General features: G+C 72.8%; 21 protein-coding genes and 1 pseudogene. 12 read left to right on the top strand and 10 right to left on the bottom strand.

The annotated features are described in order from the left end of the window. Positions 1–15 precede the first annotated feature (15 nt). The 3 genes from ACFYW8_RS28735 to ACFYW8_RS28725 are packed head-to-tail and all read right to left on the bottom strand — an operon-like array spanning position 16 to position 1,718. The gene (locus ACFYW8_RS28735) at positions 16–429 is read right to left on the bottom strand and encodes a Rieske (2Fe-2S) protein (protein WP_389082593.1); all 414 of its coding nucleotides are present in this window, start codon (positions 427–429) and stop codon (positions 16–18) included. After that, positions 426–1,010: a DUF6529 family protein gene (locus tag ACFYW8_RS28730; protein ID WP_365876881.1), complete on the bottom strand. Its 585-nt coding sequence runs from the start codon at positions 1,008–1,010 to the stop codon at positions 426–428. Before ACFYW8_RS28730 ends, ACFYW8_RS28735 begins: the two co-directional genes overlap by 4 nt. 30 nt (positions 1,011–1,040) lie before the next feature. Next, positions 1,041–1,718: a hypothetical protein gene (locus ACFYW8_RS28725; protein ID WP_389082585.1), complete on the bottom strand. Its 678-nt coding sequence runs from the start codon at positions 1,716–1,718 to the stop codon at positions 1,041–1,043. Between the two features lie 436 nt (positions 1,719–2,154). On the opposite strand from ACFYW8_RS28725, the gene aroH reads away from it, so the two are divergent. The 5 genes from aroH (at position 2,155) to der (ending at position 6,934) form a co-directional block, all read left to right on the top strand. Then, complete coding sequence (gene aroH / locus ACFYW8_RS28720) at positions 2,155–2,517, top strand: chorismate mutase (protein WP_365876877.1); 363 nt, start codon at positions 2,155–2,157, stop codon at positions 2,515–2,517. Then, positions 2,514–3,599: a prephenate dehydrogenase gene (locus tag ACFYW8_RS28715; protein ID WP_389082580.1), complete on the top strand. Its 1,086-nt coding sequence runs from the start codon at positions 2,514–2,516 to the stop codon at positions 3,597–3,599. Before aroH ends, ACFYW8_RS28715 begins: the two co-directional genes overlap by 4 nt. 413 nt (positions 3,600–4,012) lie before the next feature. Then, on the top strand, positions 4,013–4,708 hold the full coding sequence (cmk, locus tag ACFYW8_RS28710) for a (d)CMP kinase (protein WP_389082576.1): 696 nt from the start codon (positions 4,013–4,015) through the stop codon (positions 4,706–4,708). After that, positions 4,666–5,379 (top strand): lysophospholipid acyltransferase family protein, encoded by a 714-nt coding sequence (locus tag ACFYW8_RS28705; RefSeq protein ID WP_389082571.1) that lies wholly within the window; start codon positions 4,666–4,668, stop codon positions 5,377–5,379. Before cmk ends, ACFYW8_RS28705 begins: the two co-directional genes overlap by 43 nt. A gap of 76 nt (positions 5,380–5,455) precedes the next feature. After that, positions 5,456–6,934, top strand: a complete 1,479-nt coding sequence (der, locus tag ACFYW8_RS28700; protein ID WP_261708184.1) for a ribosome biogenesis GTPase Der — start codon at positions 5,456–5,458, stop codon at positions 6,932–6,934. Positions 6,935–7,012: 78 nt separating this feature from the next. Here the strand turns inward: der and ACFYW8_RS28695 are convergent, their stop codons facing one another. After that, the gene (locus tag ACFYW8_RS28695; protein WP_389082565.1) at positions 7,013–7,354 is read right to left on the bottom strand and encodes a hypothetical protein; all 342 of its coding nucleotides are present in this window, start codon (positions 7,352–7,354) and stop codon (positions 7,013–7,015) included. Between the two features lie 319 nt (positions 7,355–7,673). Next, positions 7,674–8,447, bottom strand: coding sequence for a hypothetical protein (locus tag ACFYW8_RS28690; RefSeq protein ID WP_389082560.1), 774 nt, complete (start codon positions 8,445–8,447; stop codon positions 7,674–7,676). Between the two features lie 535 nt (positions 8,448–8,982). Here ACFYW8_RS28690 and ACFYW8_RS28685 point away from each other — a divergent pair. Further along, on the top strand, positions 8,983–9,693 hold the full coding sequence (locus ACFYW8_RS28685) for a transglycosylase family protein (RefSeq protein ID WP_389082555.1): 711 nt from the start codon (positions 8,983–8,985) through the stop codon (positions 9,691–9,693). Positions 9,694–9,811: 118 nt separating this feature from the next. After that, entirely contained in the window at positions 9,812–10,510 is a 699-nt protein-coding gene (locus ACFYW8_RS28680; RefSeq protein ID WP_389082550.1) for a transglycosylase family protein, read from the top strand. On the opposite strand, the gene ACFYW8_RS28675 is transcribed toward ACFYW8_RS28680, so the two are convergent. The 3 genes and pseudogenes from ACFYW8_RS28675 to ACFYW8_RS28665 all read right to left on the bottom strand — a co-directional run. Further along, positions 10,398–11,126, bottom strand: a complete 729-nt coding sequence (locus tag ACFYW8_RS28675; protein WP_389082545.1) for an ABC transporter ATP-binding protein — start codon at positions 11,124–11,126, stop codon at positions 10,398–10,400. The genes ACFYW8_RS28680 and ACFYW8_RS28675 overlap by 113 nt on opposite strands. Continuing rightward, a complete protein-coding gene (locus tag ACFYW8_RS28670) occupies positions 11,123–13,909 on the bottom strand; it encodes an ATP-binding cassette domain-containing protein (RefSeq protein WP_389082540.1) in 2,787 nt (928 codons plus the stop codon). Before ACFYW8_RS28670 ends, ACFYW8_RS28675 begins: the two co-directional genes overlap by 4 nt. A gap of 149 nt (positions 13,910–14,058) precedes the next feature. Further along, positions 14,059–14,532: pseudogene (locus ACFYW8_RS28665) on the bottom strand (hypothetical protein); the annotation flags it as partial. 122 nt (positions 14,533–14,654) lie between these two features. Between ACFYW8_RS28665 and ACFYW8_RS28660 the strand changes: the two are divergent. The 4 genes from ACFYW8_RS28660 (at position 14,655) to ACFYW8_RS28645 (ending at position 18,200) form a co-directional block, all read left to right on the top strand. After that, entirely contained in the window at positions 14,655–15,197 is a 543-nt protein-coding gene (locus ACFYW8_RS28660) for a hypothetical protein (RefSeq protein ID WP_389082537.1), read from the top strand. 6 nt (positions 15,198–15,203) lie between these two features. Beyond that, positions 15,204–16,484: an ABC transporter substrate-binding protein gene (locus tag ACFYW8_RS28655; protein ID WP_389082532.1), complete on the top strand. Its 1,281-nt coding sequence runs from the start codon at positions 15,204–15,206 to the stop codon at positions 16,482–16,484. Positions 16,485–16,617: 133 nt separating this feature from the next. Then, positions 16,618–17,619, top strand: coding sequence for a helix-turn-helix transcriptional regulator (locus tag ACFYW8_RS28650; RefSeq protein ID WP_389082527.1), 1,002 nt, complete (start codon positions 16,618–16,620; stop codon positions 17,617–17,619). Between the two features lie 365 nt (positions 17,620–17,984). After that, the gene (locus tag ACFYW8_RS28645; protein WP_389082522.1) at positions 17,985–18,200 is read left to right on the top strand and encodes an I78 family peptidase inhibitor; all 216 of its coding nucleotides are present in this window, start codon (positions 17,985–17,987) and stop codon (positions 18,198–18,200) included. Between the two features lie 152 nt (positions 18,201–18,352). Here the strand turns inward: ACFYW8_RS28645 and ACFYW8_RS28640 are convergent, their stop codons facing one another. Further along, entirely contained in the window at positions 18,353–19,384 is a 1,032-nt protein-coding gene (locus tag ACFYW8_RS28640) for a phosphatase PAP2 family protein (protein WP_365876850.1), read from the bottom strand. A gap of 251 nt (positions 19,385–19,635) precedes the next feature. Continuing rightward, positions 19,636–20,817 carry a glycosyltransferase family 39 protein gene (locus tag ACFYW8_RS28635; RefSeq protein WP_365876848.1) on the bottom strand — a complete coding sequence of 394 codons (1,182 nt, stop codon included), beginning with the start codon at positions 20,815–20,817 and terminating at the stop codon, positions 19,636–19,638. 256 nt (positions 20,818–21,073) lie between these two features. Here ACFYW8_RS28635 and ACFYW8_RS28630 point away from each other — a divergent pair, with 256 nt between their 5' ends. After that, on the top strand, positions 21,074–22,744 hold the full coding sequence (locus ACFYW8_RS28630; RefSeq protein WP_389082510.1) for an MFS transporter: 1,671 nt from the start codon (positions 21,074–21,076) through the stop codon (positions 22,742–22,744). The last annotated feature ends 140 nt before the right edge of the window (positions 22,745–22,884 follow it).

The following is a 22,884-nucleotide window of genomic DNA, read 5'->3' as shown; positions in this document are numbered from 1 at the left end:
AGCGTACGGGCCGTCTCACGCCAGGCGGATCGAGTTTCCCTCCACCGTGATCTTCTCGGCGGGCAGCGGACGTGGCGCGGGACCGGCCTTCACCGCCCCGTCCTCGACACTGAACCTGCTCCCGTGGCACGGGCAGTCGATGGTGCCGTCCGCGACCTTGTCCACGATGCAGCCCGCGTGCGTGCAGATCGCCGAGAAGGCCTTGAAGTCGTTCTTCGCCGGCTGGGTGACCACGACCTTCTGGTCCTTGAAGACCGTGCCCCCGCCGACCGGGATGTCGCTCGTCGTGGCGAGCTCCTGGCCGCTGGACGCCTTCGGGGACGAGTCCGATGAACTGCTGCTGCCGTTGCCGTACTGGCTGCATCCCGCGAGCAGCGCGGACGCCCCCGTGGCGAGGATCACCGTGCGCCGCGTCGAGCGGTTGGTCATGTCGTCACTCCGAACGTACGGAAGAACCAGAAGGCGGACGTCAGCCAGACGGCAGTGAGCACGGCGAAGACGAGGCCCCCGATGACGGGCAGCAGCCAGCCGGGCAGACGCTCCCAGCGGAGCAGCAGCATCTTGGCACTGAAGGCACCGAAGAAGAAGCACCCCAGGAGCGAGTGCCAAAGGACGCGTGTGCTGTACGTCTGATAGCCCAACGCGTACAGGCAGTGCACCGCGACAGGCACCGCCACCAGGAACGCGATCCGTCCCGACCACCGGTGCAGCGCCGCCGCCCAGCCCGGGCCCGGCAGCTTCCCGTACATCATGAGCGCCGAGACGAGCTGGACGAGCGCGAAGAAGAACGCCGTCGTCGCCAGCCAGGACTTCACGGCGCCCGTGCTGCTGAAACCCGCGAGATTGAAGGCCGTTCCCGCCGGGTCGTGGACCTTGCCGTAGACGCCGAGACCGACCGCGACCGCCGCCGCGACCAGGGCCGGCACGAGATAGCGGGCCGGGCTCGGGCCGCCGTGGGCGGGTGGCCGAGAGGGGAAGCCCTGGGTGGCGGCGTTCGGGTCCACGGTCATGAACGGCTCCCGGTGGAGGAGGAGAGGCGGTCAGGGGGTGACAGGACGCGCGATGATCTTCTGTCCGTCGATCGTCACGGTGCCGGTCTCCGGGTCGATCACCGGTGCCGCCGAAGGTGTCCCGTCCTTCGTCACGACACCGACCTGCTTGCCGCCCGGCAGCACGATCCAGCCGCCGTCGACCTTCGCGCCGCGCACGGTCGCCGTCGCCCGGTACAGGCCGGAGGGCTTGATCGCCCGGTCGGCCGTGAAGCCGTAGCGCTGCCCCCCGACGTGGGCGGTGCCGCGAATCAGCTTGCCGTCCTGAAGGGTTCCGTCCAGCTCGTCGCCGTTGCCGCCCGCGAGCTTCATGGTGCCGTCGTCCTTGACGTCACCCTTCAGCCAGGACTCCTTGTCGTGCCCGTCGCAGAAGTACGCGATCGCCTTGCCGCCCCGCAGGGAGATCGCGACCGCCGAGGAGTTGTCGTCGGTGCGGCCCGCGTAGTCGGCGTTGGGCAGGGCGCTGCGGGACGGTGAGGGGCTGGGCGGGACGCTCGGTGAGGGAGAGGAGGAGGCGGGCGGGGCGCTGGCCGACACCGAGACGCCCGGCGACGCCTGCCGGTACGGGTTGGGCGCGTTCTTCGTCCCCGTCATCGCGTTGAGCGACAGCATGAACACGCCGAACACGAGCCCCGCGAGAAGGGTGAGAAGGGGTCCTGGACGCTTCATTCGGGCCTCCCCCGAGGCGAGTCTCCTGCAATGAGAGCGGACTCACGCGCCCGCGTCCAGAGGCGCACGGGCGCGTTTCCGCCACAAGTGGCGGAATGGGGCGATTCGGGTGACGTCGGCGGAGTCTGAGGGGCCGGGCAGGCCGCCGACGGCATCGCCCGGTGTCCGCCTCGGGCGGTGGAACAAGCTCACTCCGGGCGGGGAGAGGCCGTCCGCCACCTCTCTCGGGGACTCGGCGAGCAGCAGTCCGTTCGAAGCGGGCAGCGGTTCGTCCGAAGCGAGCGGCAGCCGATCCGGGACGGGCGGCACGAGCCGGTCCCGGCCGGAGTCGGCGCGTGGCCCCCGTCTCGTCAGGCGGGCGCCGCGCACCCGCGCGCGGGGGGCTGACTACGCTGGTGCGACACGACGTGCACACAGATCAGTGAGGAGCATCACCGTGGCGGTACGAGCGGTCCGGGGCGCCGTCCAACTGGAACGGGACGAGGCCGGCCACATGGACGAGCAGGTCAGCGAGCTGCTCACCGCCATCCTGGAGCGCAACGCGCTCACCACGGACGACCTGATCAGCATCTGGTTCACGGCGACGCCCGATCTGCACAGCGATTTCCCGGCGGCGGCGGCGCGCAAGCTCGGCATCGTGGACGTTCCGCTGATCTGCGCGCAGGAGCTGACCATCGAGGGCGCGATGCCCCGGGTCGTCCGTGTTCTCGCCCACATCGAGTCCGACCGGCCGCGCGCGGACGTCGTGCACGTCTACCTCGGCGCCGCGGGCGCGCTGCGCAAGGACATCGCCCAGTGAGGACCGCGCTCGTCATCGGAACCGGGTTGATCGGCACGTCCGCGGCCCTCGCGCTCGCGGCGCGCGGCGTCGTCGTCCACCTCGCCGACCACGACCCGCTGCAGGCCCGTACGGCGGCCGCGCTGGGCGCCGGCACGGACGAGGCCCCCGAGGGGCCGGTCGACCTCGCGATCGTCGCCGCACCGCCCGCGCATGTCGCCGCGACCCTCGCGGACGCCATGCGGCGCGGTCTCGCCCGTGGCTACCTGGACGTCGCCAGCGTCAAGGGCGGTCCCCGCCGCGAGCTGGAGGCGCTCGGCCTCGACCTCACCCAGTACATCGGCACGCATCCCATGTCGGGCCGTGAGAAGTCCGGGCCGCTGGCCGCGAGCGGCGACCTCTTCGAGGGGCGGCCCTGGGTGCTCACGCCGACCCGGGACACGGACACCGAGGTACTGAACCTCGCCCTGGAACTGGTGTCGCACTGCCGTGCGCTGCCCGTCGTCATGGACGCCGACGCCCACGACCGGGCCGTGGCACTCGTCTCACACATGCCCCACCTGGTGTCCAGCATGGTGGCCGCGCGCCTGCAGCACGCGGAGGAGACGGCGGTACGGCTCTGCGGGCAGGGCATCCGCGACGTGACCCGGATCGCGGCCTCCGACCCCCGGATGTGGATCGACATCCTCTCCGCGAACCCGGGTCCCGTCGCGGACCTCCTCGCGGACGTCTCCGCAGACCTCGACGAGACGGTCCAGGCACTGCGTGCCCTCCAGTCCTCCGACGAGGCCAAGCGCCGCGAGGGCGCCACCGGCATCGAGGACGTCCTGCGCCGCGGCAACGCGGGCCAGGTCCGCGTCCCCGGCAAGCACGGCTCCGCGCCGCGCGCCTACGAGGTCGTCGCCGTCCTCATCGACGACCAGCCCGGTCAGCTCGCCCGCATCTTCGCCGACGCGGGGTTGGCCGGGGTCAACATCGAGGACGTACGCATCGAGCACGCGACCGGTCAGCAGGCCGGCCTGGTGCAGCTGATGGTGGAACCGAAGGCGGTGCCGGTACTCGGCGCGGCGCTGCGGGAGCGGGGCTGGGCGCTGCGCCAGTAGGCGCGACGCCGTGGGCCGAGGCCCGCCGGGACGGCCTGCACGGCGGGTCACGGCGTCCCCTCGCGCACGGCCGCGCACGGTCGCCGACGGGCGGGGGAGGCGCAGCCGTGCGAGGTCCGGCAGGCGCAGGGAACCCGCCGCGGCGGGTTGCGGCGCCGAGTTGCGCCCGGCTCGCGGACGGCCGGGGGAGGCGCAGTCGGGCGACGCCCGGCCGGAGCCCTGGCGCCCGGCGGCCGGGGGCGGCGGCGGGGATCGGCACGGGCCGGGCCCTGTCCCGGCGGGGCTTCGTGACCGGCCCGGGGCGGCCCGGTGAGCGGGCCAGTAATACGGGGTCCGTGGAGCCAGTAACCTTGTGCGGGGCGCGATCGTGTCCCGCAGAGACCTCCACCCCGCACCAGGAAGGTGTTCCCACCGTGGACAACGGCGCCGCCCGTACCGCTCCGGCTGTGATTGTCGCCATCGACGGCCCCTCCGGCACGGGCAAGTCGAGCACCTCGAAGGCCGTGGCCGCGAAGCTCGGTCTGAGCTACCTGGACACGGGGGCCCAGTACCGTGCCATCACGTGGTGGATGGTCAGCAACGGTGTCGACATCACGGACCCCTCCGCGATCGCCGCCGTGGCCGAGAAGCCGGAGATCATCTCCGGTACCGATCCGGCCGAGCCGACCATAACGGTCGACGGGACCGACGTCGCCGGCCCGATCCGTACGCAGGAGGTCACCTCCAAGGTGAGCGCGGTCAGCGCCGTCCCCGAGGTGCGTGCCCGGATCACCGAACTGCAGCGCACCCTCGCCGGCTCCGCGCCGGCCGGCATCGTCGTCGAGGGCCGGGACATCGGCACCACCGTGCTGCCCGACGCCGACCTGAAGATCTTCCTCACCGCCTCCCCGGAGGCGCGTGCCGCCCGGCGCAGCGGTGAGCTGAAGGGCGCGGACATCGACGCGACCCGTGAGGCGCTGATCAAGCGGGACGCGGCCGACTCCAGCCGTAAGACCTCCCCCCTCGCCAAGGCGGGCGACGCGGTCGAGGTGGACACCTCCGACCTCACGCTCCAGCAGGTCATCGAGTGCGTCGTCACCCTCGTCGAGGAGAAGCGGGCCGCCAAGTGACCGCACCCTCCGCGAGACGCGCCGACGTCGGGCGCCGGATCGGCGTCGGCCTGATGTACGGGCTGTGGAAGCCGCGCGTGCTCGGTGCCTGGAAGGTCCCCGCGACCGGCCCGGCGATCCTGGCCGTGAACCACTCGCACAACATCGACGGGCCGATGGTCATGGGCGTCGCGCCCAGGCCCACCCACTTCCTGATCAAGAAGGAAGCGTTCATCGGCCCGCTCGACCCGTTCCTGCTGGGCATCGGCCAGCTGAAGGTGGACCGCGAGATCGCCGACCGCACGGCCATCACCGACGCTCTCGGCGTCCTGGCGGCCGGCGGAGTCCTCGGGATCTTCCCGGAGGGCACCCGGGGCGAGGGAGACTTCGCCTCGCTGCGGGCCGGGCTCGCGTACTTCGCGGTGCGCAGCGGAGCTCCCATCGTCCCGGTGGCGGTGCTGGGAAGTTCCGAGCGGACCAGCCGGTTGACGAAGGCACTGCCCCCGCTGCGCAGCAGGGTCGACGTCGTCTTCGGTGACCCCTTCGATGCGGGCGACGGCAGCGGCAGGCGCACGCGCCAGGCGCTGGACGAGGCCACCGGCCGCATCCAGAAACAGCTCAGCGCCCACCTTGACCACGCAAGGCGTCTGACCGGACGCCCGGAAAACGCCGGGCGCCCCGTCGGGCGTTAGGCGACACTTAGTAGTGGATCATCCGGTTTACGGGTGTTCCACCGATCACCACGATGAACGACGAGGTACGGACTTCATGAACGACCACATCCAGCCCGACGGCTCGGCGGAACACGAGCACGGGGCGCTTGGCGATGCCGAGTACGCGGAGTTCATGGAGCTCGCCGCGGAAGAGGGCTTCGACGTCGAGGACGTCGAGGGCGCGATCGAGGAGGCGGGCCACGGCCCGCTGCCCGTCCTCGCCGTCGTCGGCCGCCCGAACGTCGGCAAGTCGACCCTGGTGAACCGCATCATCGGCCGCCGCGAGGCCGTCGTCGAGGACAAGCCCGGCGTCACCCGCGATCGCGTCACCTACGAGGCCGAGTGGGCGGGCCGCCGCTTCAAGCTCGTCGACACCGGCGGCTGGGAGCAGGACGTCCTCGGCATCGACGCGTCCGTCGCCGCCCAGGCCGAGTACGCGATCGAGGCCGCCGACGCGGTCGTGTTCGTCGTCGACGCCAAGGTCGGCGCGACCGACACCGACGAGGCGGTCGTACGCCTTCTCCGCAAGGCCGGCAAGCCCGTCGTCCTGTGCGCCAACAAGGTCGACGGCATGAGCGGCGAGTCCGACGCCTCGTACCTCTGGGCCCTCGGTCTCGGCGAGCCGCACCCGGTCTCCGCGCTGCACGGCCGCGGCACCGGCGACATGCTCGACGCCGTCCTGGAGGCGCTGCCCGAGGCCCCGGCGCAGACCTTCGGCACCGCGGTGGGCGGCCCCCGCCGTATCGCCCTCATCGGCCGCCCGAACGTCGGCAAGTCCTCCCTGCTGAACAAGGTGGCCAACGAGGACCGCGTGGTCGTCAACGAGGTCGCGGGCACCACCCGTGACCCGGTCGACGAGCTCATCGAACTCGGCGGCATCACCTGGAAGTTCGTCGACACGGCGGGCATCCGCAAGCGCGTCCACCTCCAGCAGGGCGCCGACTACTACGCCTCGCTGCGCACCGCCGCCGCCGTCGAGAAGGCCGAGGTCGCGGTCATCCTGATCGACGCGTCCGAGACCATCTCCGTGCAGGACCAGCGCATCGTCACCATGGCCGTGGACGCGGGCCGCGCCATCGTCCTCGCCTTCAACAAGTGGGACACCCTCGACGAGGAGCGCCGCTACTACCTGGAGCGGGAGATCGAGACCGAGCTCGCCCAGGTGGCCTGGGCGCCCCGGGTGAACGTCTCGGCCCGTACCGGCCGCCACATGGAGAAGCTCGTCCCGGCGATCGAGACGGCTCTGGACGGCTGGGAGACCCGTGTCCCCACCGGCCGTCTGAACGCCTTCCTCGGCGAGCTGGTCGCCGCCCACCCGCACCCGGTCCGCGGCGGCAAGCAGCCCCGCATCCTGTTCGGTACGCAGGCGGGCACCAAGCCCCCGCGGTTCGTGCTCTTCGCCTCCGGCTTCATCGAGCACGGCTACCGGCGCTTCATCGAGCGCCGGCTGCGCGAGGAGTTCGCCTTCGAGGGCACGCCGATCCACATCTCGGTGCGGGTGCGCGAGAAGCGCGGCGCCAACAAGAAGAAGTAGCGCCGACAGGTAATGCGTGAGGGCGGCTCCCCCCGGGGGGAGCCGCCCTCACGCATTACCGCTCAAGGATCCGCCGTTTCAAAGACCCCGGCGCGGCGCGGGTGGCAGCGCGGCCGGGATGTGGTGCATCCCGGTGCCGTGCTGGCGTGCGCCCGGCTGCCAGACGGCCGTCGCCGTCGAGGTGGGTCCGTGCTGCGCGGCGATCTGCCGCGCGGTGTGCGCCCCCGCGCTGTACGAGCTGTATGCGCCCGACGAGCTGAACGAGTTCGAACCGCGCCCGAGGCTCCCGAAGGCCGTGAAGCCCAGGTTCTCCTCGCCGTGCCGGTCGCCGGGCAGGGTCCTGAAGGATCTGATCCACTCGGCGTAGAGCGCGTCGTAGATCGGCGTGGCCGATGGGCCGCCCTGATGAGGGTCCTGCACCGGTCGCGACGCCGGCACCTCTCTGCTCGAACGGAGGGGGGAGCCCGAGGGAGGGACCGGCTGGAAGGGCCGGTGGCCGGGGACGTCGTAGGTGTGCACGTACGTGCCAACGACCCCGCCGCCCAACGGATGCGGCCGACACGGTCATTTCGCGGCCGCCCGGAGTGAGGGCGCGCGTGGGGGCGTGACGGCGCGGGGAACCGCGCGGGGAACCCGCCTCGGCCGTTGCCGGCCGCGCACCCCGGTTCCCCGCCGAACGCCCGCGCGGCGCCCCGCCCTCAGTCCCCGCCGAGCCTGCGCACGGCGTCGTGCGGTGCCCTCAGGTACCGGCGAGCGGCATCGCGGCGGCGACCAGCTTTCCGTTGGCCGCCGCCTTGTCGAGCGCGTCGCGCAGCAGGTCCTCCCGGGGTTGGCGGCCGATCGAGCCGACCGGCGCCGCGAACAGGAGCACCTGCCGGTGCTTGTTGGCGGCGGCGCGCCAGCTCTCGGTGACCTGGAGCGCCTGGTGGGCCTGCCACCAGGCGACGGGAGAGCCGCCGCCGGTGCCCGGCTGGAGCACGGCGTGCAACTGGCCCATGGCGAGCAGTACGGACCAGCCGTGCAGGACCGGCGGCACCGAGTTCAGCTCGGTCGCGGGCATGAAGCCCTGCTCGATGAGCAGCGGCAGGAAGTCGTCGCCGATGTCGGTCGAGCCGGGGCGCACGATCGGCCCGGTCGGCTCGACGACGAGCGCCGGGTGCAACTCGCCGTTGATCAGTACGAGTCCGCTGGTGACACCGAGCACGGCCTGCTCGGGTCCGGTGTCGGCGGGTGTGCCGTCGGGGTGGATCGAGCGGACGGCGCCCTGGAGTTGTTCCTCGGTGACCTGCACGACCTGTGAGGGCAGGCAGGTGGCGTGGGCGAAGGCGAGGACGGCGGTCTCGTCGCCGATGAACAGGACGGTGCTGGTGCGCTCCTGTTCCGAGTCGCCCGGGGTGCGGCACGACGTGCAGTCGTAACTGCCGGGGGCGTTCTCTCCGGCGAGCAGCCGGTCGGCTTCTTCGTCGCCGATCTCGGCGCGTACGTCGTCGCTGACGTCGAGCATGCGCGGCACGGTGGCTCCTCGGGATGCGGTGCGTGGCGGTGCCGGGTGGCTCCCGGCCCATGAATCGGGGGTTCCCGGCTCATGAAGATGTCAACGGGTGATCTGTGGCCGGAGTCACGCTCGAGAGCGAACGGAATCGAACCATCCGAAGCCCAGGGTGAAGATGCCCCCGGAATTGGTTACTCCGAGTCAACTTCCAGGAGTCGTAGGGAAGTTGATTGGGTGAAGTGGGTCACAGGCGGCAAGGGGAGCAGGTCGACAAATCCGGAAATCACCCAATGAAGTGGGTGGCCGAAAATCGATGATACCCGCGGTAACGGCTAACTGGCCTCGAATGACAAAGAGTTGGTTGATATCGGGGCGCCCGGGTCCATAGGTTCCTGCGCTGTGTGCAACGAGCACCGCTCGGGTACGTCCGCCGGCCGATCCGCACCGGATCACAGCAAGGCCGTCGGCGGACGGGTCGGAGCGCGACGGCCGCGTCCTACACGCGGGTCGTCGCGTCCCGTCCTGGGGGACCCCGGGTGTTTCGAGAGGGAAATACATGTCCGCATGTGCCGACAGCACTCACGAGAACAGTCACAAGGCTCGTACGGCGAACAGGACACGTACGACGGCGGTCCTCGCCGGGGCGGCACTGCTCGCCCCGCTCGGACTGCTCGCCGCGACCGGCGACGCCGCAGCGGCCGACAGCGGAGTGTGGGACCGCATCGCCCGGTGCGAGAGCGGCGGCAACTGGCACATCAACACCGGCAACGGCTACTACGGGGGGCTCCAGTTCTCCGCCGGCACCTGGCGCGCCTACGGCGGCACGGCGTACGCGCCGACCGCCGACCAGGCCTCCAGGAGCGCGCAGATAGCCGTCGCGAGCAAGGTCCAGAGCGCGCAGGGATGGGGTGCCTGGCCCACCTGTTCGGCCCGCGCCGGGGCATACGGCAACGCGCCCGGCTCCTCGGGTGCGGGGTCGGCCGCGGGATCGGCGACCGCCAAGTCGGCGCCGAAGTCGGCGCCCGCGCCCCGGTCCGCGCCTCCGTCCGCCCCGGCGAAGCGGGAACCGGCGAAGGCGCCGGCCCGCCCGTCGGGCCACACCAACCGCGGCTCGTCCCGCGGCGACTACACCGTCCGTGAAGGCGACACCCTGAGTGCCATCGCCGCGCGGCACGGGACCACCTGGCGCAAGATCTACGCCGCCAACACGTCCGTCATCGGCGGTGATCCCGATCTGATCGTGCCCGGGCAGCGGCTCGACATCTGAGCCCCGCTCCCCCTCGTCCCGGGCACGGCGCCCCGCCCGGTCCTCCGACCGGGTGGGGCCCTGGGCGTCGTGGGCGCGGCTGGGCGGGCGAGCGGGACGGGCCGCTTAGCGTGGCCCGATGTCCTTCATGCCGACCAGGCGGACCCCGCCGAACACGTGGACCGCGTCCGGGCGCTCGATCGGACGTGCGCGGTACGCGGCCGTGGTCGCCGCCGTACTGGCCGCCCTCGTTCCCCGGAACGCGGAGGCCGTACCCCCGCCCCCGCTTCCCGGCCCCGGGGCGGCCCGTGGTGCCCACGACTGCGCGAACGACGAGTGGCCCTGGACCTGCCTCGCCGAGTGCGAGAGCAGCGGGCACTGGCACGCGAACACCGGCAACGGCTTCTACGGGGGGCTCCAGTTCCTTCAGTCCACCTGGGTCGCGTTCGGGGGGCTCGAATACGCTTCCCGCGCCGATCTCGCCACGCGCGCCGAGCAGATCAAGATCGCGAAGAAGGTGCTGGCCGTCCAGGGATGGGGGGCCTGGCCCGGCTGTTCCAAGACGTACGGGCTGCAGGGTCCCTTCCACGTGGTGAAGACCGGCGAGACGCTCGCGTCGATCGCCCGCAAGTACCGGGTCGAAGGCGGCTGGCAGACGCTCTACAAGGTCAACAAGAAGAAGATCGGCAGCAGTCCGGACCTGCTGGCCAAGGGCATCCAGCTCGTCATCCCGAAGGCGGCGGGCGCCGCCCGGAACGCGGCCCCCGCCCCGTTCGGCCGGCCCCTGGACCCGGCGGCACGCCGCTCCGCGCCGCCGCCTCGGCCGCCTCTCCGCTGAACACGACGGCGCCACGCCGCAGTTCATGGACGTACGTCGTCCCGTCCGGCCGCCCGCGCAGTCCCGGCGGCAGTCGCTGCTCGGCGACCACCACACAGGCGTCGAGGGCGCCGAGCAACGCGTACGTCCGGGCCGCGACCGCCGACGACATGCCCTGCGCGGGTTCGTCGACGAGCAGCACGCGCACGCGTGGCGACAGTGCGCGGGAGAGGGCGAGCATGCGCTGTTCGCCGCCGGAGAGGGTGCCCGCGCGGCGGGGGAGGAGCGGTGCCAGCTGCGGGTAGGCGTCCAGGACGGCGGAGAGGTCGGCCGCCGCGAGCTCCAGGTTCTCGCGCACGGTCAGCGAACCGAACACGGCCCGGCGTTCCGGGACGAGGCACAGCCCGCGCCTGGCCCGCTCGAACGCGGGCAGGCGCGTCACGTCGGTGCCGTCCCAGACGACGGCACCGGCCGACAGCGGCACGGTTCCGGCGAGGGCGCGCAGCGCGGTCGTACGGCCGGAGCCGTTGCGGCCCAGCAGGACGGTGAGGCCGGGGCCCGGGGCGACCAGGGTCACTCCGTGCAGGGCCTCCAGGGGGCCGTAGCGCACGCGCGCGTCGCGCAGGGCGATGCTCATCCGCCGGTCCTCGTGTCCAGGACCCGGTCGGCGGGCCCCGAGGTGACGATCCGGCCGGCCGCCATGACGTGGACGGTGTGGGCCAGGTCGGCGACCAGATCGAGATCGTGCTCGACGACCAGGAGGGCCATGCCGTCCGCGGCGATCGCCCGCAGCACGCGCGCCAGCGCGGCCACCTCGCCGGTGTCGAGACCGGCCGCGGGTTCGTCCAGCAGCAGTACCCGGGGGCTCCCGGCGAGCGCGCGGGCCAGTTCGACGCGCCGCAGCGTCCCGGTCGGCAGCCCCGCCGCGGGCAGCGACCGCACCGGCCCGTCAAGACCGAGCAGCCGCAACGCCCGCTCGACCGCCCCCGGATCGGCGATCCGCCCCCGTTCGGCGCCGACCCGCACGTTCTCGGCCACGGTCAGCGACGGGAAGACCGCCAGCTGCTGGAAGGTCCGCGCGATTCCCAGCCGCGTCCGCGCGTGCGCCGCCAGACGGGTGATGTCCCGCCCGCCGAACAGCACCTGTCCGCCCGAGGGGCGCAGGGTCCCCGCGAGACAGTGGAAGAGGGTGCTCTTCCCGGCCCCGTTGGGCCCCACGACCGCCGTGACCCGGCCCGGCGGGACGTCGAGGAGGACCCCGTCGAGAGCGGTGAACCCGCCGTAGGCGACGTGGAGCCCACGGGCCGTCAGCGACCGCGGCGGCGTCCGGGCGGCGCGGCGGGCGGCCTTTGTGGCCGCTCCCGTCACGCCGTAGCGGCTCGGGGACCCGGCCGGTACGGGGTCTCCGGGCCGGCCCGGAGACCCGTTCGGTACGGGTGGACCGGAGCGGCGCGGGGGCCCGGCCGTCACGGTGGGCGCCGTCGGCATCCGCGCCCGGACGGCGGCGGCCAGGGCCACGGTCCCCGTGGGCGCCCGCGGCACGAACTCCCCCGGGCGCGCCGCGCCCGCCGGGCGCAGACGCCGGCGTACGCGCGCGCCCAGGGGTGTCAGGGTCGCCCGGGGGTGGAGCCCGGGACGCGACATCGCCGCGCGCAGGGCCGCGTACGGGCCCTCCGGGAAGCGGCCGACGAGGACGGCGAGGAGACCGATCAGGGCGGCCGCCACCCCGCCGCGGGCCCCCGCGTCGAGCCCGACCAGCAGAGCCGCCGCGAGGAGCGCCCCGAAGACGCTGTCGGCGCCGAGCACCACGACCGCCGCGAACCAGAGCAGACCGCGGACGGGGTCGTACGCGGTCGCGTCGAAGGCGCGCACGCCCATGCCGAACATCCCGCCGCCCAGCGCGGCCAGCGCGGCCCCCGCGACGAACGCCGTCAGTTTCAGGGCCGGGACGCGGACGCCCGCCGCCGACGCGCCCGCCTCGTGGTCGCGCATGGCGGCCAGGGCCCGGCCGGTCCGGCCCCGGCGCAGCGTGTGCGCGGCGAGCAGCGCGACGGCCAGCAGGACGAGTTCGAGGACGTAGTACGCGCGGTCGCCGCCGAACCCGGCCGGGCGGTCCAGGGACAGGCCGGCCACCGCGTACGGCTGCGCGAAGACGAACCGGCTGACGCCCACGCCCACCGCGAAGGTGGCCACCGCGAGCGCCAGGCCGTGCCGTTTGATGGCCGGCCATCCGGTCAGCAGGCCGAGCGGGGCCACCAGGAGCACGGCCACCGCCAGCGCGGCAAGACCGGGCAGCCGTGGCAGACCAGGGAAGCGGCCCGCGGCCAGCAGCGCCGTGAAGAGGGCGCCCAGACCGGCGTACGCGGCCTGCCCCAGCGAGATCTGGCCGCCGCGGCCGGTGACCACGACGAGGGACAGCAGGACGACACCGAGCGCGGGCACCTGCACGGACGTGTGCAGGTCCGAGCCCGCGAAACCGAGCGGCAGCAGGAACAGCACGACGGCCACGGCCCAGGCCCCGGGCGGTGTCGGCACCCGGACCGTCGCCGCGCGCGGGAGCGCGTCGCGGGTGCCGATGCCGGGCAGCACGAGCGCGGCGACGAGCAGCGCGACCACGAAGAGGTTGGCGCCGACCGCCTGGAGCAGCGGTTCCGCCCAGCCGGTGGGGTGCAGCCGGGTCAGCTGGCTCTGGGCGACCCCGATGCCGAGGGCGACCACGACGGCGACCGGGAGACTGCGCATCCGGGCCGCCACCGCGACCGCCATCACCTCCATGACGAGCAGCGGCAGGCCGTACGGGTCGAGCCGCACGTACGGCGCGAGGAGCACGCCCGTCAGGCCCGCCGTGAACGAGCCGAAGGCCCAGCCCGCCGCGGCCACCCGGTCGGCGTCGATACCGCCGAGCACCGCGAGCGGGCGGTCGTCGACGACGGCCCGCAGTTCCGTGCCGAAACGGGTCCAGCGTGTCACCGCGCCCACACCCGCGGCCAGCGCGACGGCCACCGCCAGCTGCCCCCACGGATCCGCCGACACCAGCGTCGGCGCGTCCGCCCGCGCCCCGGTGCCCCACACCAGCGCCGCCCCGCCGACCAGCAGCACGAAGACCCCGATGGACGCGACCAGGGTCTGCGCGGGGTCGCCGCCGAGGAGGGACAGCGGCCGGAAGACGAAGCGCTCCAGAGCCATGCCGATGGCCGGGGCGACCAGCAGCAGGGTCACCGAGGCGCCGAGCGCGAGCGGCCGGCCCCACTCGACCGTGAACTGGCGCAGCAGATACGCGCACACCATCGCGATCGCGCCGTGCGCGAAGTTGAGCACGCCGGTGGCGCGGTAGGTGACGATCAGCCCGATCCCGGTCAGCGCGGCGGCACTGCCGACGGACAGACCGGCGAGGGTGAGGTCGTACGTCAGCGAGGACATCAGCCGTCCGGGTCGGAGGACGGACGGTCGGGGCCGGGACGGCCGGGGGAGGACGGGAGATCGGGAGTGGCCGGGAGACCGAGCGTGGACGGCCGTTCGGCGAGGGGCGGACCGCCGACCGCCGGGGAGGGCGGCTCGCCGCCGGAGGTGTCGTCGTCGGCGTCCGGTTCGCAGATCGGGCACGGCCCCAGGTCGCCGCTCGCCAGGACGCGCGAGTCGGCCGGTACGGCTTCCGGTTTCCCCGCGACCAAGGGGCAGTCCGCGCGGTGGTACAGGGTGCCGCTGGGCACCATGAGGAGCTCGCCGCTCACGGCCACGGGCGCGGCCGCCGCCGGTCCGGAATCCTCGGCGTCGTCGGGCCCGGCGGCCACCAGCAGCCCGTACAGTTCCTCGACGCGGGCCGCGGCCAGCGCGTTCCTGCCGTGCGTGAGGAGCACCGCGCCGGCGATGATCAGCGCTGCACCGGGCACGGTGCAGGAGGCGAGGTAGGGCAGCTGACGTTCCGCGTACCGCTCGCCGGAGATGCCGTACCAGCCGATGACGCACAGCACCGCGCCCGCGGCGAGGGCGGCCCAGCCGGCCCACAGGACGGGGTGCACGGTCCGCAGTCGAGCTGTCCGCATCCGGACTCCCACACGTCGTGTATCTGTCCGTGTCAGCCAATGGCTTGCACTATGCCCTCTGGAAGCCGACCCTGAAAGCACCGGGCGCACATGGCCCGGACCGACACCCGGTGGTGAGCCAGATGGTTCTCGGGAGCGACCTCAGGCGGGGGAACGGCCGGGGAGTGGCGGTGACGGCGGTTCTCGTCCTCGCCGCGGCCCTCACGGCGTGCGGCAGCGGCGGCGGCGGCGCGAGTTCGGCTTCGCCCACACCCTCGGTGGCGCGGTCCACCAGCGCTCGGCCCAGCGCCACGGCTCCGGCGGACCAGGCGGCCGCGCGGACGGAGATCAAGCAGAACTGGGAGAAGTTCTTCGACCCGGCCGTCTCCACGAAGGAGAAGCAGGCCGTCCTGGAGAACGGCGACCGGATGGCCCAGGTGCTGCAGGGTTTCAACGGTGACCAGCGCGGTCAGCAGGTGATGGCGAAGGTCGAGAAGATCGAGTTCACTTCGCCGACCTCGGCGGACGTGACCTACTCGCTGATCCTGAAAGGCGCCACCGCCCTGCCCGGCGCCTCCGGAACGGCCGTCGAACAGAACGGCACCTGGAAGGTCTCCGTCAACACGCTCTGCGCGCTGGTCCAGCTGAGCGGCAACGCGTCGTCGAGCGCTGTCCCGGGCTGCTGAGCGAGGGTGCGGCGCACAGCGGCCGGCGCCGTCGTCGCGGTCTTGCTGCTCCTGGCGGGCACGGCCTGCGGCAGCCGGCTCCCGGAGAGCGACTTCGAGAACCGCGCCTCACCCCCGGCCCGGGAAGCCCCCGCGCCGATCCGCGTCGGCGTCGTCAGCAGTGCCACCAGCCCCGTCGGCGGCTCCGCGTTCACCGGACCGCGTGATGGGGCCAAGGCCTACTTCGACCGGCTCAACGCCCGGGGCGGCATCGACGGGCGGCCGGTCGAGGTGCGGCTGTGCGACGACGGCGGCAGCGGGGTCGGCAACAACACGTGCGTGCACCGGCTGATCGACGAGGACAAGGTCGTGGCCCTCGTCGCCACCACCGCCCTCGACTACGCGGGCGCCTCCCAGGTGTCCCGCGCGCGCGTGCCCGACATCGGCGGCCAGCCCATCGGCCCCGCCTACGACACCTATCCGCACCTCTACGGGATCTACGGCAGCCTCGCGCCGCGCGACGGCACCCCCGGATGGCACGGCGAGCTGTACGGCGGCACCGAGGTCTACCGCTACTTCAAGCGCGTCCAGGGCGCCCGCACGGCCGCCGTCGTCTCCTACAACCAGTCCGCCTCCGCCGCCTACGCCCGGCTGGTCACCCAGGGGCTCAGGGCCGAGGGCTACCGGGTCGTCGGCGAACAGGTCGACTTCGCGCTGCCCGACTTCCGCGCCGTCGCGGCCGACCTGAAGGACCAGGGCGCCGATCTCGTCTTCGACGCCATCGACACCCACGGCAACGCCCAGCTGTGCAAGGCCATGGACGACGTCGGCGCCCACGTCATCGCCAAGGTCACCAACGTCCAGAACTGGACGTCCACCGTGCCCGCGGACTACAAGGACGCGCCGCGCTGCCGCAACGCGCTGTGGGCCACGGGGTCGAGCCGCAACTACGAGGACGCCGGTGACACCGCCGTACGGGAGTTCCGTGACGCGACCAAGGGGCTGAAGACGCATTCCCAGTGGCAGCTGGAGGGGTGGGCGGCGGCGCGCTGGTTCACGGACGCGGCGAGGTCCTGCGCCCCGGCGGACGTCACCCGCGCCTGCGTCGACGCCTTCATGAACCGGGGGAAGCCCTACACCGCGGGCGGGCTGCTGATCCCCGTCACCTACGAGCGGCTCGCGGAGCCGCCGAAGACACGTCGGACCTGCCTCTCGGTTGCCCGCTGGCGCGACGGCTCGGGCTGGGTCTCCCAGGGGGACATGAACGCGACATGCTTCGAAGTGCCGCAGATCCCCTACCGCCCGTGAGGACCGCCGTCGTCCCCGAGGCTCCGCCCAGGAGCCCGCTCCCCGAACGCGGCGGGGGCTCAGTGGCCGGGGCTGAAATCCTGCCAGCCCTTGCGGACAGTGCCTGTCCGCAAGGGCTGGCAGACTCGGCGGCATGTTGGAGACATCCGCACGACTGCTGCGCCTGCTCTCACTCCTGCAGGCCCACCGCGAATGGTCGGGCGCGGACCTCGCCGGGCGGCTGGGCGTCACCCCGCGCACGGTCCGCCGCGATGTGGACCGGCTGCGTGAGCTGGGCTATCCCGTCAACGCCAGTCCCGGTACGGGAGGCGGCTACCAGCTCGGCGCGGGGGCCGAGCTGCCGCCGCTGCTCCTGGACGACGACGAGGCCGTCGCGGTGGCCGTCGGACTGCGCACGGCGGCCGGCCAGGGGATCGAGGGCATCGGCGAGTCCTCCGTACGCGCGCTCGCCAAGCTGGAGCAGGTCCTGCCGAGCCGGCTGCGGCGCCGGGTCGGCGCCCTGAACGCCTTCACCGTGCCGATGCTGCGCGGTCCGCAGCCCTCCGCCGTCGACCCCGCCGTCCTCACCGAGCTGGCCAACGCCTGCCGCGACAGCGAGCTGCTGCGTTTCGAGTACCGCGACCACGCGGGCTCCTCGACGCGCCGCGCCGTCGAGCCGTACCGCCTGGTGTGCACCGAGCACCGCTGGTACCTGGTCGCCTGGGACGTCGACCGCGACGACTGGCGTACGTTCCGGGCCGACCGCGTCACGCCCCGGCCGCCGCACGGACCGCGCTTCACCCCCCGTACACCACCGGCCGAGGATCTCGCCGAGTACGTCTCCCGGGGGGTCTCCACCCGCGCCTACGCCACGAACGCCGTCGTCCGGCTGCTGGTGCCGCTTGAGGAGGCCGCCGCGCGGATCTCACCCTCGGCCGGGACCCTGGAGGCCTCGGGAAAGGACAGCTGTGTGCTGCGCACCGGGGCGGCCGGCCTCGACGCCATGGTCGTTCACGTGATGCTGACGGGTTTCGAGTTCGAGATCATTGAGCCCGTCGAGCTCGTCGACGCGATCATGACCGCCCGGGACCGGTTGTCCCGAGCGCTGGAGAGGCCGGGTCCCGAGGGCACGCCGATCACGGCCCGCCTACCGTAGGCGACGTCCGGGCGCCGACGGAGACCGTGCGGGGGTCCTGTGCTCGAAGCGTGTATTTCCTATGCGGCGTCAGCTTCCGGGGTGCGCGGCGGGTGCGCGGCGGAATCGGAGCGGCCCCGGAATGCAAAAGCATCGGCGGGCGTACGGCCTCGCTCATTCCGCAAGGTTATTCGAGACGCCCGCACGACGACTCCGAATTGTGTTCGAAGGCTTGCGGGACATCCGGGGAGACCACATACGGGTGACGGTGTTCGGCGAAACACATGTCGTGATCCTGTGACAGAAGCGTGACCGGCGGGGGACAGGTGACGCTCGGTCGCCGATCGGGCTTCCTCCGCCGGGGCGCGCCGCCTAACGTGGCGGTCATGGCACCCATTCACCCTTCTCACGCAGAGCCGCAGGACAGTCCGGAGAGCTATGTCGGACTGGAGGTGAGCAGCGCCGAGGAGCGCGCACGGAAGCACGGCTGGGCATCGGTGCGCTCGCTGCCGACAGGCTCGATCATCACCATGGAGTACCTGGTCGGGCGGCTGAACTTCGAGGTCACCGACGGTACGGTGACGCGCTGCTGGAAGGGCTGAGCGTCCGGCCGCGGCGGACGCGAGCCCGTTCCGGCGCGGGAGCACCGGATCACGTGTCGGAACGGCGGCACGATGTGCGAAGGCCCCCGGCTCGTCGAGCCGGGGGCCTTCGCGGTGCGGGGAGAGGCTGTGCGTACCGGCCCCGCGGTCTTCTAGCTGCCCGTCAGGGGGCGGGCCGAGGCGGCCGTGGCCGCGCGCGCCGGACGGTCCGGGTGCGGCGGGCGGCGGCTGCCCGCCGGTGTCACGGGGGTGCGCTCCGAGCGGGCGGTGTGCGGGCCCGGCGCGAGATGGACGGGGGCTCTGGACGGACGGGGCGCGACCGTCTCGCGGGCCGGCACCTCGCCGTCCACGGAGGGGCGCGGGGACATGACCGGTGCGCCGACCGGCGCAGGTGCCGGAGTCGGTGCCGGTGCGGCGGTACGGCCGCGACGGGCGCGCCACAGGTCGCGCAGCGAGAAGATCCCGGCCTCGGAGCGGGCGATCAGCGGCTCGCACCAGGGCAGCGCCAGAAGGATCAGCAGGCCCGCGGCCCAGCCCAGCAGGACGTCGCTCAGCCAGTGCGTACCCAGGTACACGGTGGTGAGACCGACGCCGAGGGAGGTCACGGCGGACAGCGCGGAGAGCCAGCGTCTGGCTCTTGGGGTCGATGCCAGATAGGCCAGGATTCCCCAGGTCACGACGGCGTTGGCGGTGTGGCCCGAGGGGAATATATCGCCGCCCAGGCCCATCTCGTTCGAGCCGATGGTGATGGCGTAGTGCGGGCCGAGACGGCCCATGCCGAGCTTCGCCGCGCCCACCGTGATGTTCAGCAGAAGGATGGACGCGCCCAGGGTCAGCAGCGGGCGCAGCGTGTGCTGCCGCCAGGAGCGCCAGCCCAGCCACGCGGCGACCATCACGGCGGTCGGGCCGCGCTGGCCGAGGACCACGTAGTAGTCCAGGAACGCGTGGATCTCCGGCCACTGCTGATAGGGCCGGAAGAACATGACCTGCCAGTCGAACCGGACCAGCCACGACGTGATCGCCACGGCCCACACGATCGCCAGGTAGAAGGCCAGGGTCGCCGCGAAGAGGACAACCCTGTGCCGACTCATCTTCGGCACATCGATGTGGGCCGGTCGTTCCGGCTCACGGTCCAGCCGGGCGAAGACCCGGTCCAGACGGGTGAGGTTTCGTTCGGTACGCACCCAATCGACGTTACAGCGAGTGAGCTGCGTTCCAGGACGATTCACTCGGTTTGTGATGACGATGTGATGTGGGATTCCTCTCAGGATCATGTTTATTTCCAATGAATCTCTAATCCCCGACGCGTGGAGCCTTCAATTCCATTGATCCCTGAGGGTCTTCGATTTTATGGCACTTTTATATTCGTTCACCGAATGATGGCGTGGAATTCTCCGGCCGCTCACCGGTCCGGACGGGGTCGCCGCCGGGCCGGTCACGGCGGCCCCGAGCCGTTCAGCCAGAAGGCCCCGTAGGCCGCCGAAGCCACCGCGACGCCCCCGAGGACCAGCGCCGACCTGGAGGTGCGCAGCCGGGCCAGGGCCACCGCGAGAGGGAACAGGAGGGGGAAGGCCGGCATCAGCAGGCGTGGTTTCGAGCCGAAGTAGCTCGACGCGCACAGGGCGAGCGCGAGCACGATCCCCGTGTAGACCAGCAGCGTCGGCGGCTGTCCCCGGCGTACGCACGTCACGTAGAGCCACAGGATCAGCGCGACCCCGACGATCAGCCCGGCACCGGCCAGGGCGGACGGGAACGAGGTGAGCTTTTCGGCCACGAACCGGCCGAAGGCGTAACCGCCGTCGAAGCCGTTGCGCCAGCCCGCCTGGACGTCGAGATAGCCCAGCGGGCCCTTGCCCGTGCGGTGGCCCACCCACAGCACGTAACCGGCGGCGCCGAGCGGCGCGATGATCATGGCAAGGGCGCGGCGCCACACGCGTGCGCCGTCCGTTCGGGGCGTGCTTCCGCCGCTCCGGTGGTCTCCCACGAACGAGGTAATCGCCGCCACCCACAGGGCCGCGACCACGGCGACCCCCACCGGCCGGGTCAGCCCGGCGAACGCGGCGAGCAGTCCCGCGGTCAGCCAGCGACCGGTCAGCACCGCGTACAGCGACCACGCGGCCAGCGCCGTGAACAGCGACTCGCTGTACGCCATCGACTGCACGATGCCGACGGGCAGGACCGCCCACACCAGCACGGCGCACACCCCGGCCCGGCGGCCGTGGACATGATCGGCGACCGCGAAGATCCCCCAGGCCGCGGCGAGCGAGGCCACCGCGCTGACCAGCAGGCCCGCGTCGGGGTACGACAGCGGCCCCACCGCCGCGATGAGCCGCTCCAGCCAGGGCAGCAGCGGGAAGAACGCGAGGTTCGCGTGCACGTCACCGTTCGGCAGGCGGACCTCGTAGCCGTAGCCGAGCTCGGCGACCCGGGTGTACCAGAGCGAGTCCCAGCGCTGTGACAGCAGCCGGTGGGCGCTCTTGCCGTTCGCCGCGCTCCACACGGCGAGGGTGACGAGGCCCAGGGCGCGCACGGCCGCGTACCCCAGGAGGGCGGGTGCGGCGCGGCGCAGGGCGCCCCCGTGGAGCGGCGTCGCGAGGGGCGTCTCCGGATCGGTCACGGGCTCGATTATCGGCGGACCCCGGAACCGGCGGGCCGCCCGGGGCGTGCCGAGCGGCGGGGGCATGGCGTACGCCACAGTCCTGGCCAGGCGAACTTGAGAGGTCCGCCACATGGCCTCGGAGAGAACTCGCGTACGCTGACGGCTCACTCGCCTTTGTTGCGTGGGCCCGGGACTCCGCTCTCCGGGCCGCAACCCCAGGGAGTCCCCACCCTGCGGATCCGCAGAACGCGAGGGAACCTCTGGAGGTACGTACATGTCCGGGACGACCACGGCCGCTGCGCGATGCCGTCGGGAGACCGGGGTCGGTGCCAACCGCTGGGTCGTCCTCGTCGTCCTGTGCGTCAGCCTGCTGCTGGTCGCCCTCGACGCCACCGTGCTCCATGTCGCGGTCCCCGCCGTCACCGAGGACCTGAAGCCCGGCGCGATAGAACTGCTCTGGATCGTCGACGTCTATCCGCTCGTCTGCGCCTCGCTCCTCATCCTCTTCGGCACGCTCGGTGACCGCGTCGGCCGCCGGCGGGTCCTCCTCCTCGGTTACGCCCTCTTCGGCGTCGCCTCCGGCATCGCGGCCTTCTCCGGGAACGCCCAGCTCCTGATAGGCGCCCGCGCCCTGCTCGGCGTGGGCGGCGCGATGATCATGCCCGCCACGCTCTCGATCCTGCGCCAGGTCTTCCCCGACCGGCGCGAGCGGGCGCTCGCGATCGGCATCTGGAGCGCGGTCGCCGCCGTCGGGGCGGCGGTCGGACCGCTGCTCGGCGGCTTCCTCCTCGAACATTTCTGGTGGGGATCGGTCTTCCTCGTCAACATCCCGCTGATGATCATCAGCCTGCCGGTCGGCCGGCTGCTGCTGCCCGAGTCCCGCGGCGAGCGCGACGGTCCCTGGGACGTGGCCGGGGCGCTGATGGCCGCCGCCGGTCTGTTCGGAATCGTCCTCGGTGTGAAGCGCCTCGGCGGCGGCGAGGCTCCCTTCAGCCCCTTCACCCTCGCGCCGCTGCTCCTCGGCGGGGTGCTGACGGCCGCCTTCGTACGGCGGCAGCGGCGGCGCGCGCACCCGCTGGTGGACCTGCGCATGTTCGCGCGTCCCGCCTTCAGCACATCGATCGGCTGCATCGTGCTCGCCATGCTCGCCCTGGTGGGACTCGAACTGATCGCGGCGCAGTACCTGCAGCTCGTGCTCGGCCTGTCGCCGCTCCAGACCGGGCTGCGGCTGCTGCCGCTCACCGTCGCGGCGATGGCCGCGGGGCTCGCGGGGGCGAAACTGCTGCGGCGGTTCGGGCCGCGCGCGATGGTCTGCTTCGGTTTCTGTCTCACCGCGGCCGCCGTGGTCACGCTCACCGCGATGGGCGGCAACGACAACACCGGGCTGCTGCTCTTCGGCTTCGTGCTGCTCGGATTCGGTCTGGAGACCACGCTCTTCGGGGCGTACGAGTCCATGCTGAGCGAGGCTCCGCAGGCGCAGTCGGGCGGCGCGGCGGCGATAGGCGAGACCTCGTACCAACTGGGCGCCGGACTGGGGATCGCGCTGCTGGGCAGTGTGATGAACGCGGCCTACGCGCCCGGACTGTCCTCCGTCCCCGGCGTCGGGGCGGCCGATTCGGCGGCGGCGGGACACTCGCTCGGCGAGGCGTACCAGGTCGCCGACAAGCTCGGAGGCACGACCGGCGGCGCCCTGCGGCAGGCCGCCCGGGACTCTTTCGTGCACGGACTGCATGTGACGCTGCTGGTGAGCGCGGGACTGTTGCTGCTGGGCGCCGTGATGGCGCTGCGGCTGCCGCGGGTCATGGACTGCGGGGCACCCGCGACGGACTCCGCCCCGGCCGCGAACCCCGCCCCGGCCGGGACCGGCCGCGGCACGGACCCGGTACCGGGCCCCACCGGGATCCCCGCTCCCCGGGACGTCGCCGAGACCCCCGTCTCCGCGTAGGTCCTCCGGTCTCCGCGCTGTCGCCGCGGCGGCGCGCCGCACCCTTCGTCGCCGCCGGCGGACCCGCCGCCGCCGCGCTCCCGGAGCGCTGTGCGGAAGTGGCCTGGACTTGGGGAACCCTGCGTCGTAACGTCAGGTCG

Origin of the sequence: Streptomyces sp. NPDC002742, assembly GCF_042888885.1 — a bacterium.
Taxonomy (GTDB): domain Bacteria; phylum Actinomycetota; class Actinomycetes; order Streptomycetales; family Streptomycetaceae; genus Streptomyces.
Note: the sequence above shows the minus strand (reverse complement) of the source record. Positions and strands in the feature narration are given on the sequence as shown.

Bases quoted from the DNA above. Each gene is read 5' to 3' on its own strand.
- ACFYW8_RS28735 (WP_389082593.1), bottom strand. From the start codon at position 429: ATGACCAACCGCTCGACGCGGCGCACGGTGATCCTCGCCACGGGGGCG.
- ACFYW8_RS28730 (WP_365876881.1), bottom strand. From the start codon at position 1,010: ATGACCGTGGACCCGAACGCCGCCACCCAGGGCTTCCCCTCTCGGCCA.
- ACFYW8_RS28725 (WP_389082585.1), bottom strand. From the start codon at position 1,718: ATGAAGCGTCCAGGACCCCTTCTCACCCTTCTCGCGGGGCTCGTGTTC.
- der (WP_261708184.1), top strand. From the start codon at position 5,456: ATGAACGACCACATCCAGCCCGACGGCTCGGCGGAACACGAGCACGGG.
- ACFYW8_RS28685 (WP_389082555.1), top strand. From the start codon at position 8,983: ATGTCCGCATGTGCCGACAGCACTCACGAGAACAGTCACAAGGCTCGT.
- ACFYW8_RS28680 (WP_389082550.1), top strand. From the start codon at position 9,812: ATGTCCTTCATGCCGACCAGGCGGACCCCGCCGAACACGTGGACCGCG.
- ACFYW8_RS28675 (WP_389082545.1), bottom strand. From the start codon at position 11,126: ATGAGCATCGCCCTGCGCGACGCGCGCGTGCGCTACGGCCCCCTGGAG.
- ACFYW8_RS28670 (WP_389082540.1), bottom strand. From the start codon at position 13,909: ATGTCCTCGCTGACGTACGACCTCACCCTCGCCGGTCTGTCCGTCGGC.
- ACFYW8_RS28660 (WP_389082537.1), top strand. From the start codon at position 14,655: ATGGTTCTCGGGAGCGACCTCAGGCGGGGGAACGGCCGGGGAGTGGCG.
- ACFYW8_RS28650 (WP_389082527.1), top strand. From the start codon at position 16,618: ATGTTGGAGACATCCGCACGACTGCTGCGCCTGCTCTCACTCCTGCAG.
- ACFYW8_RS28645 (WP_389082522.1), top strand. From the start codon at position 17,985: ATGGCACCCATTCACCCTTCTCACGCAGAGCCGCAGGACAGTCCGGAG.
- ACFYW8_RS28630 (WP_389082510.1), top strand. From the start codon at position 21,074: ATGTCCGGGACGACCACGGCCGCTGCGCGATGCCGTCGGGAGACCGGG.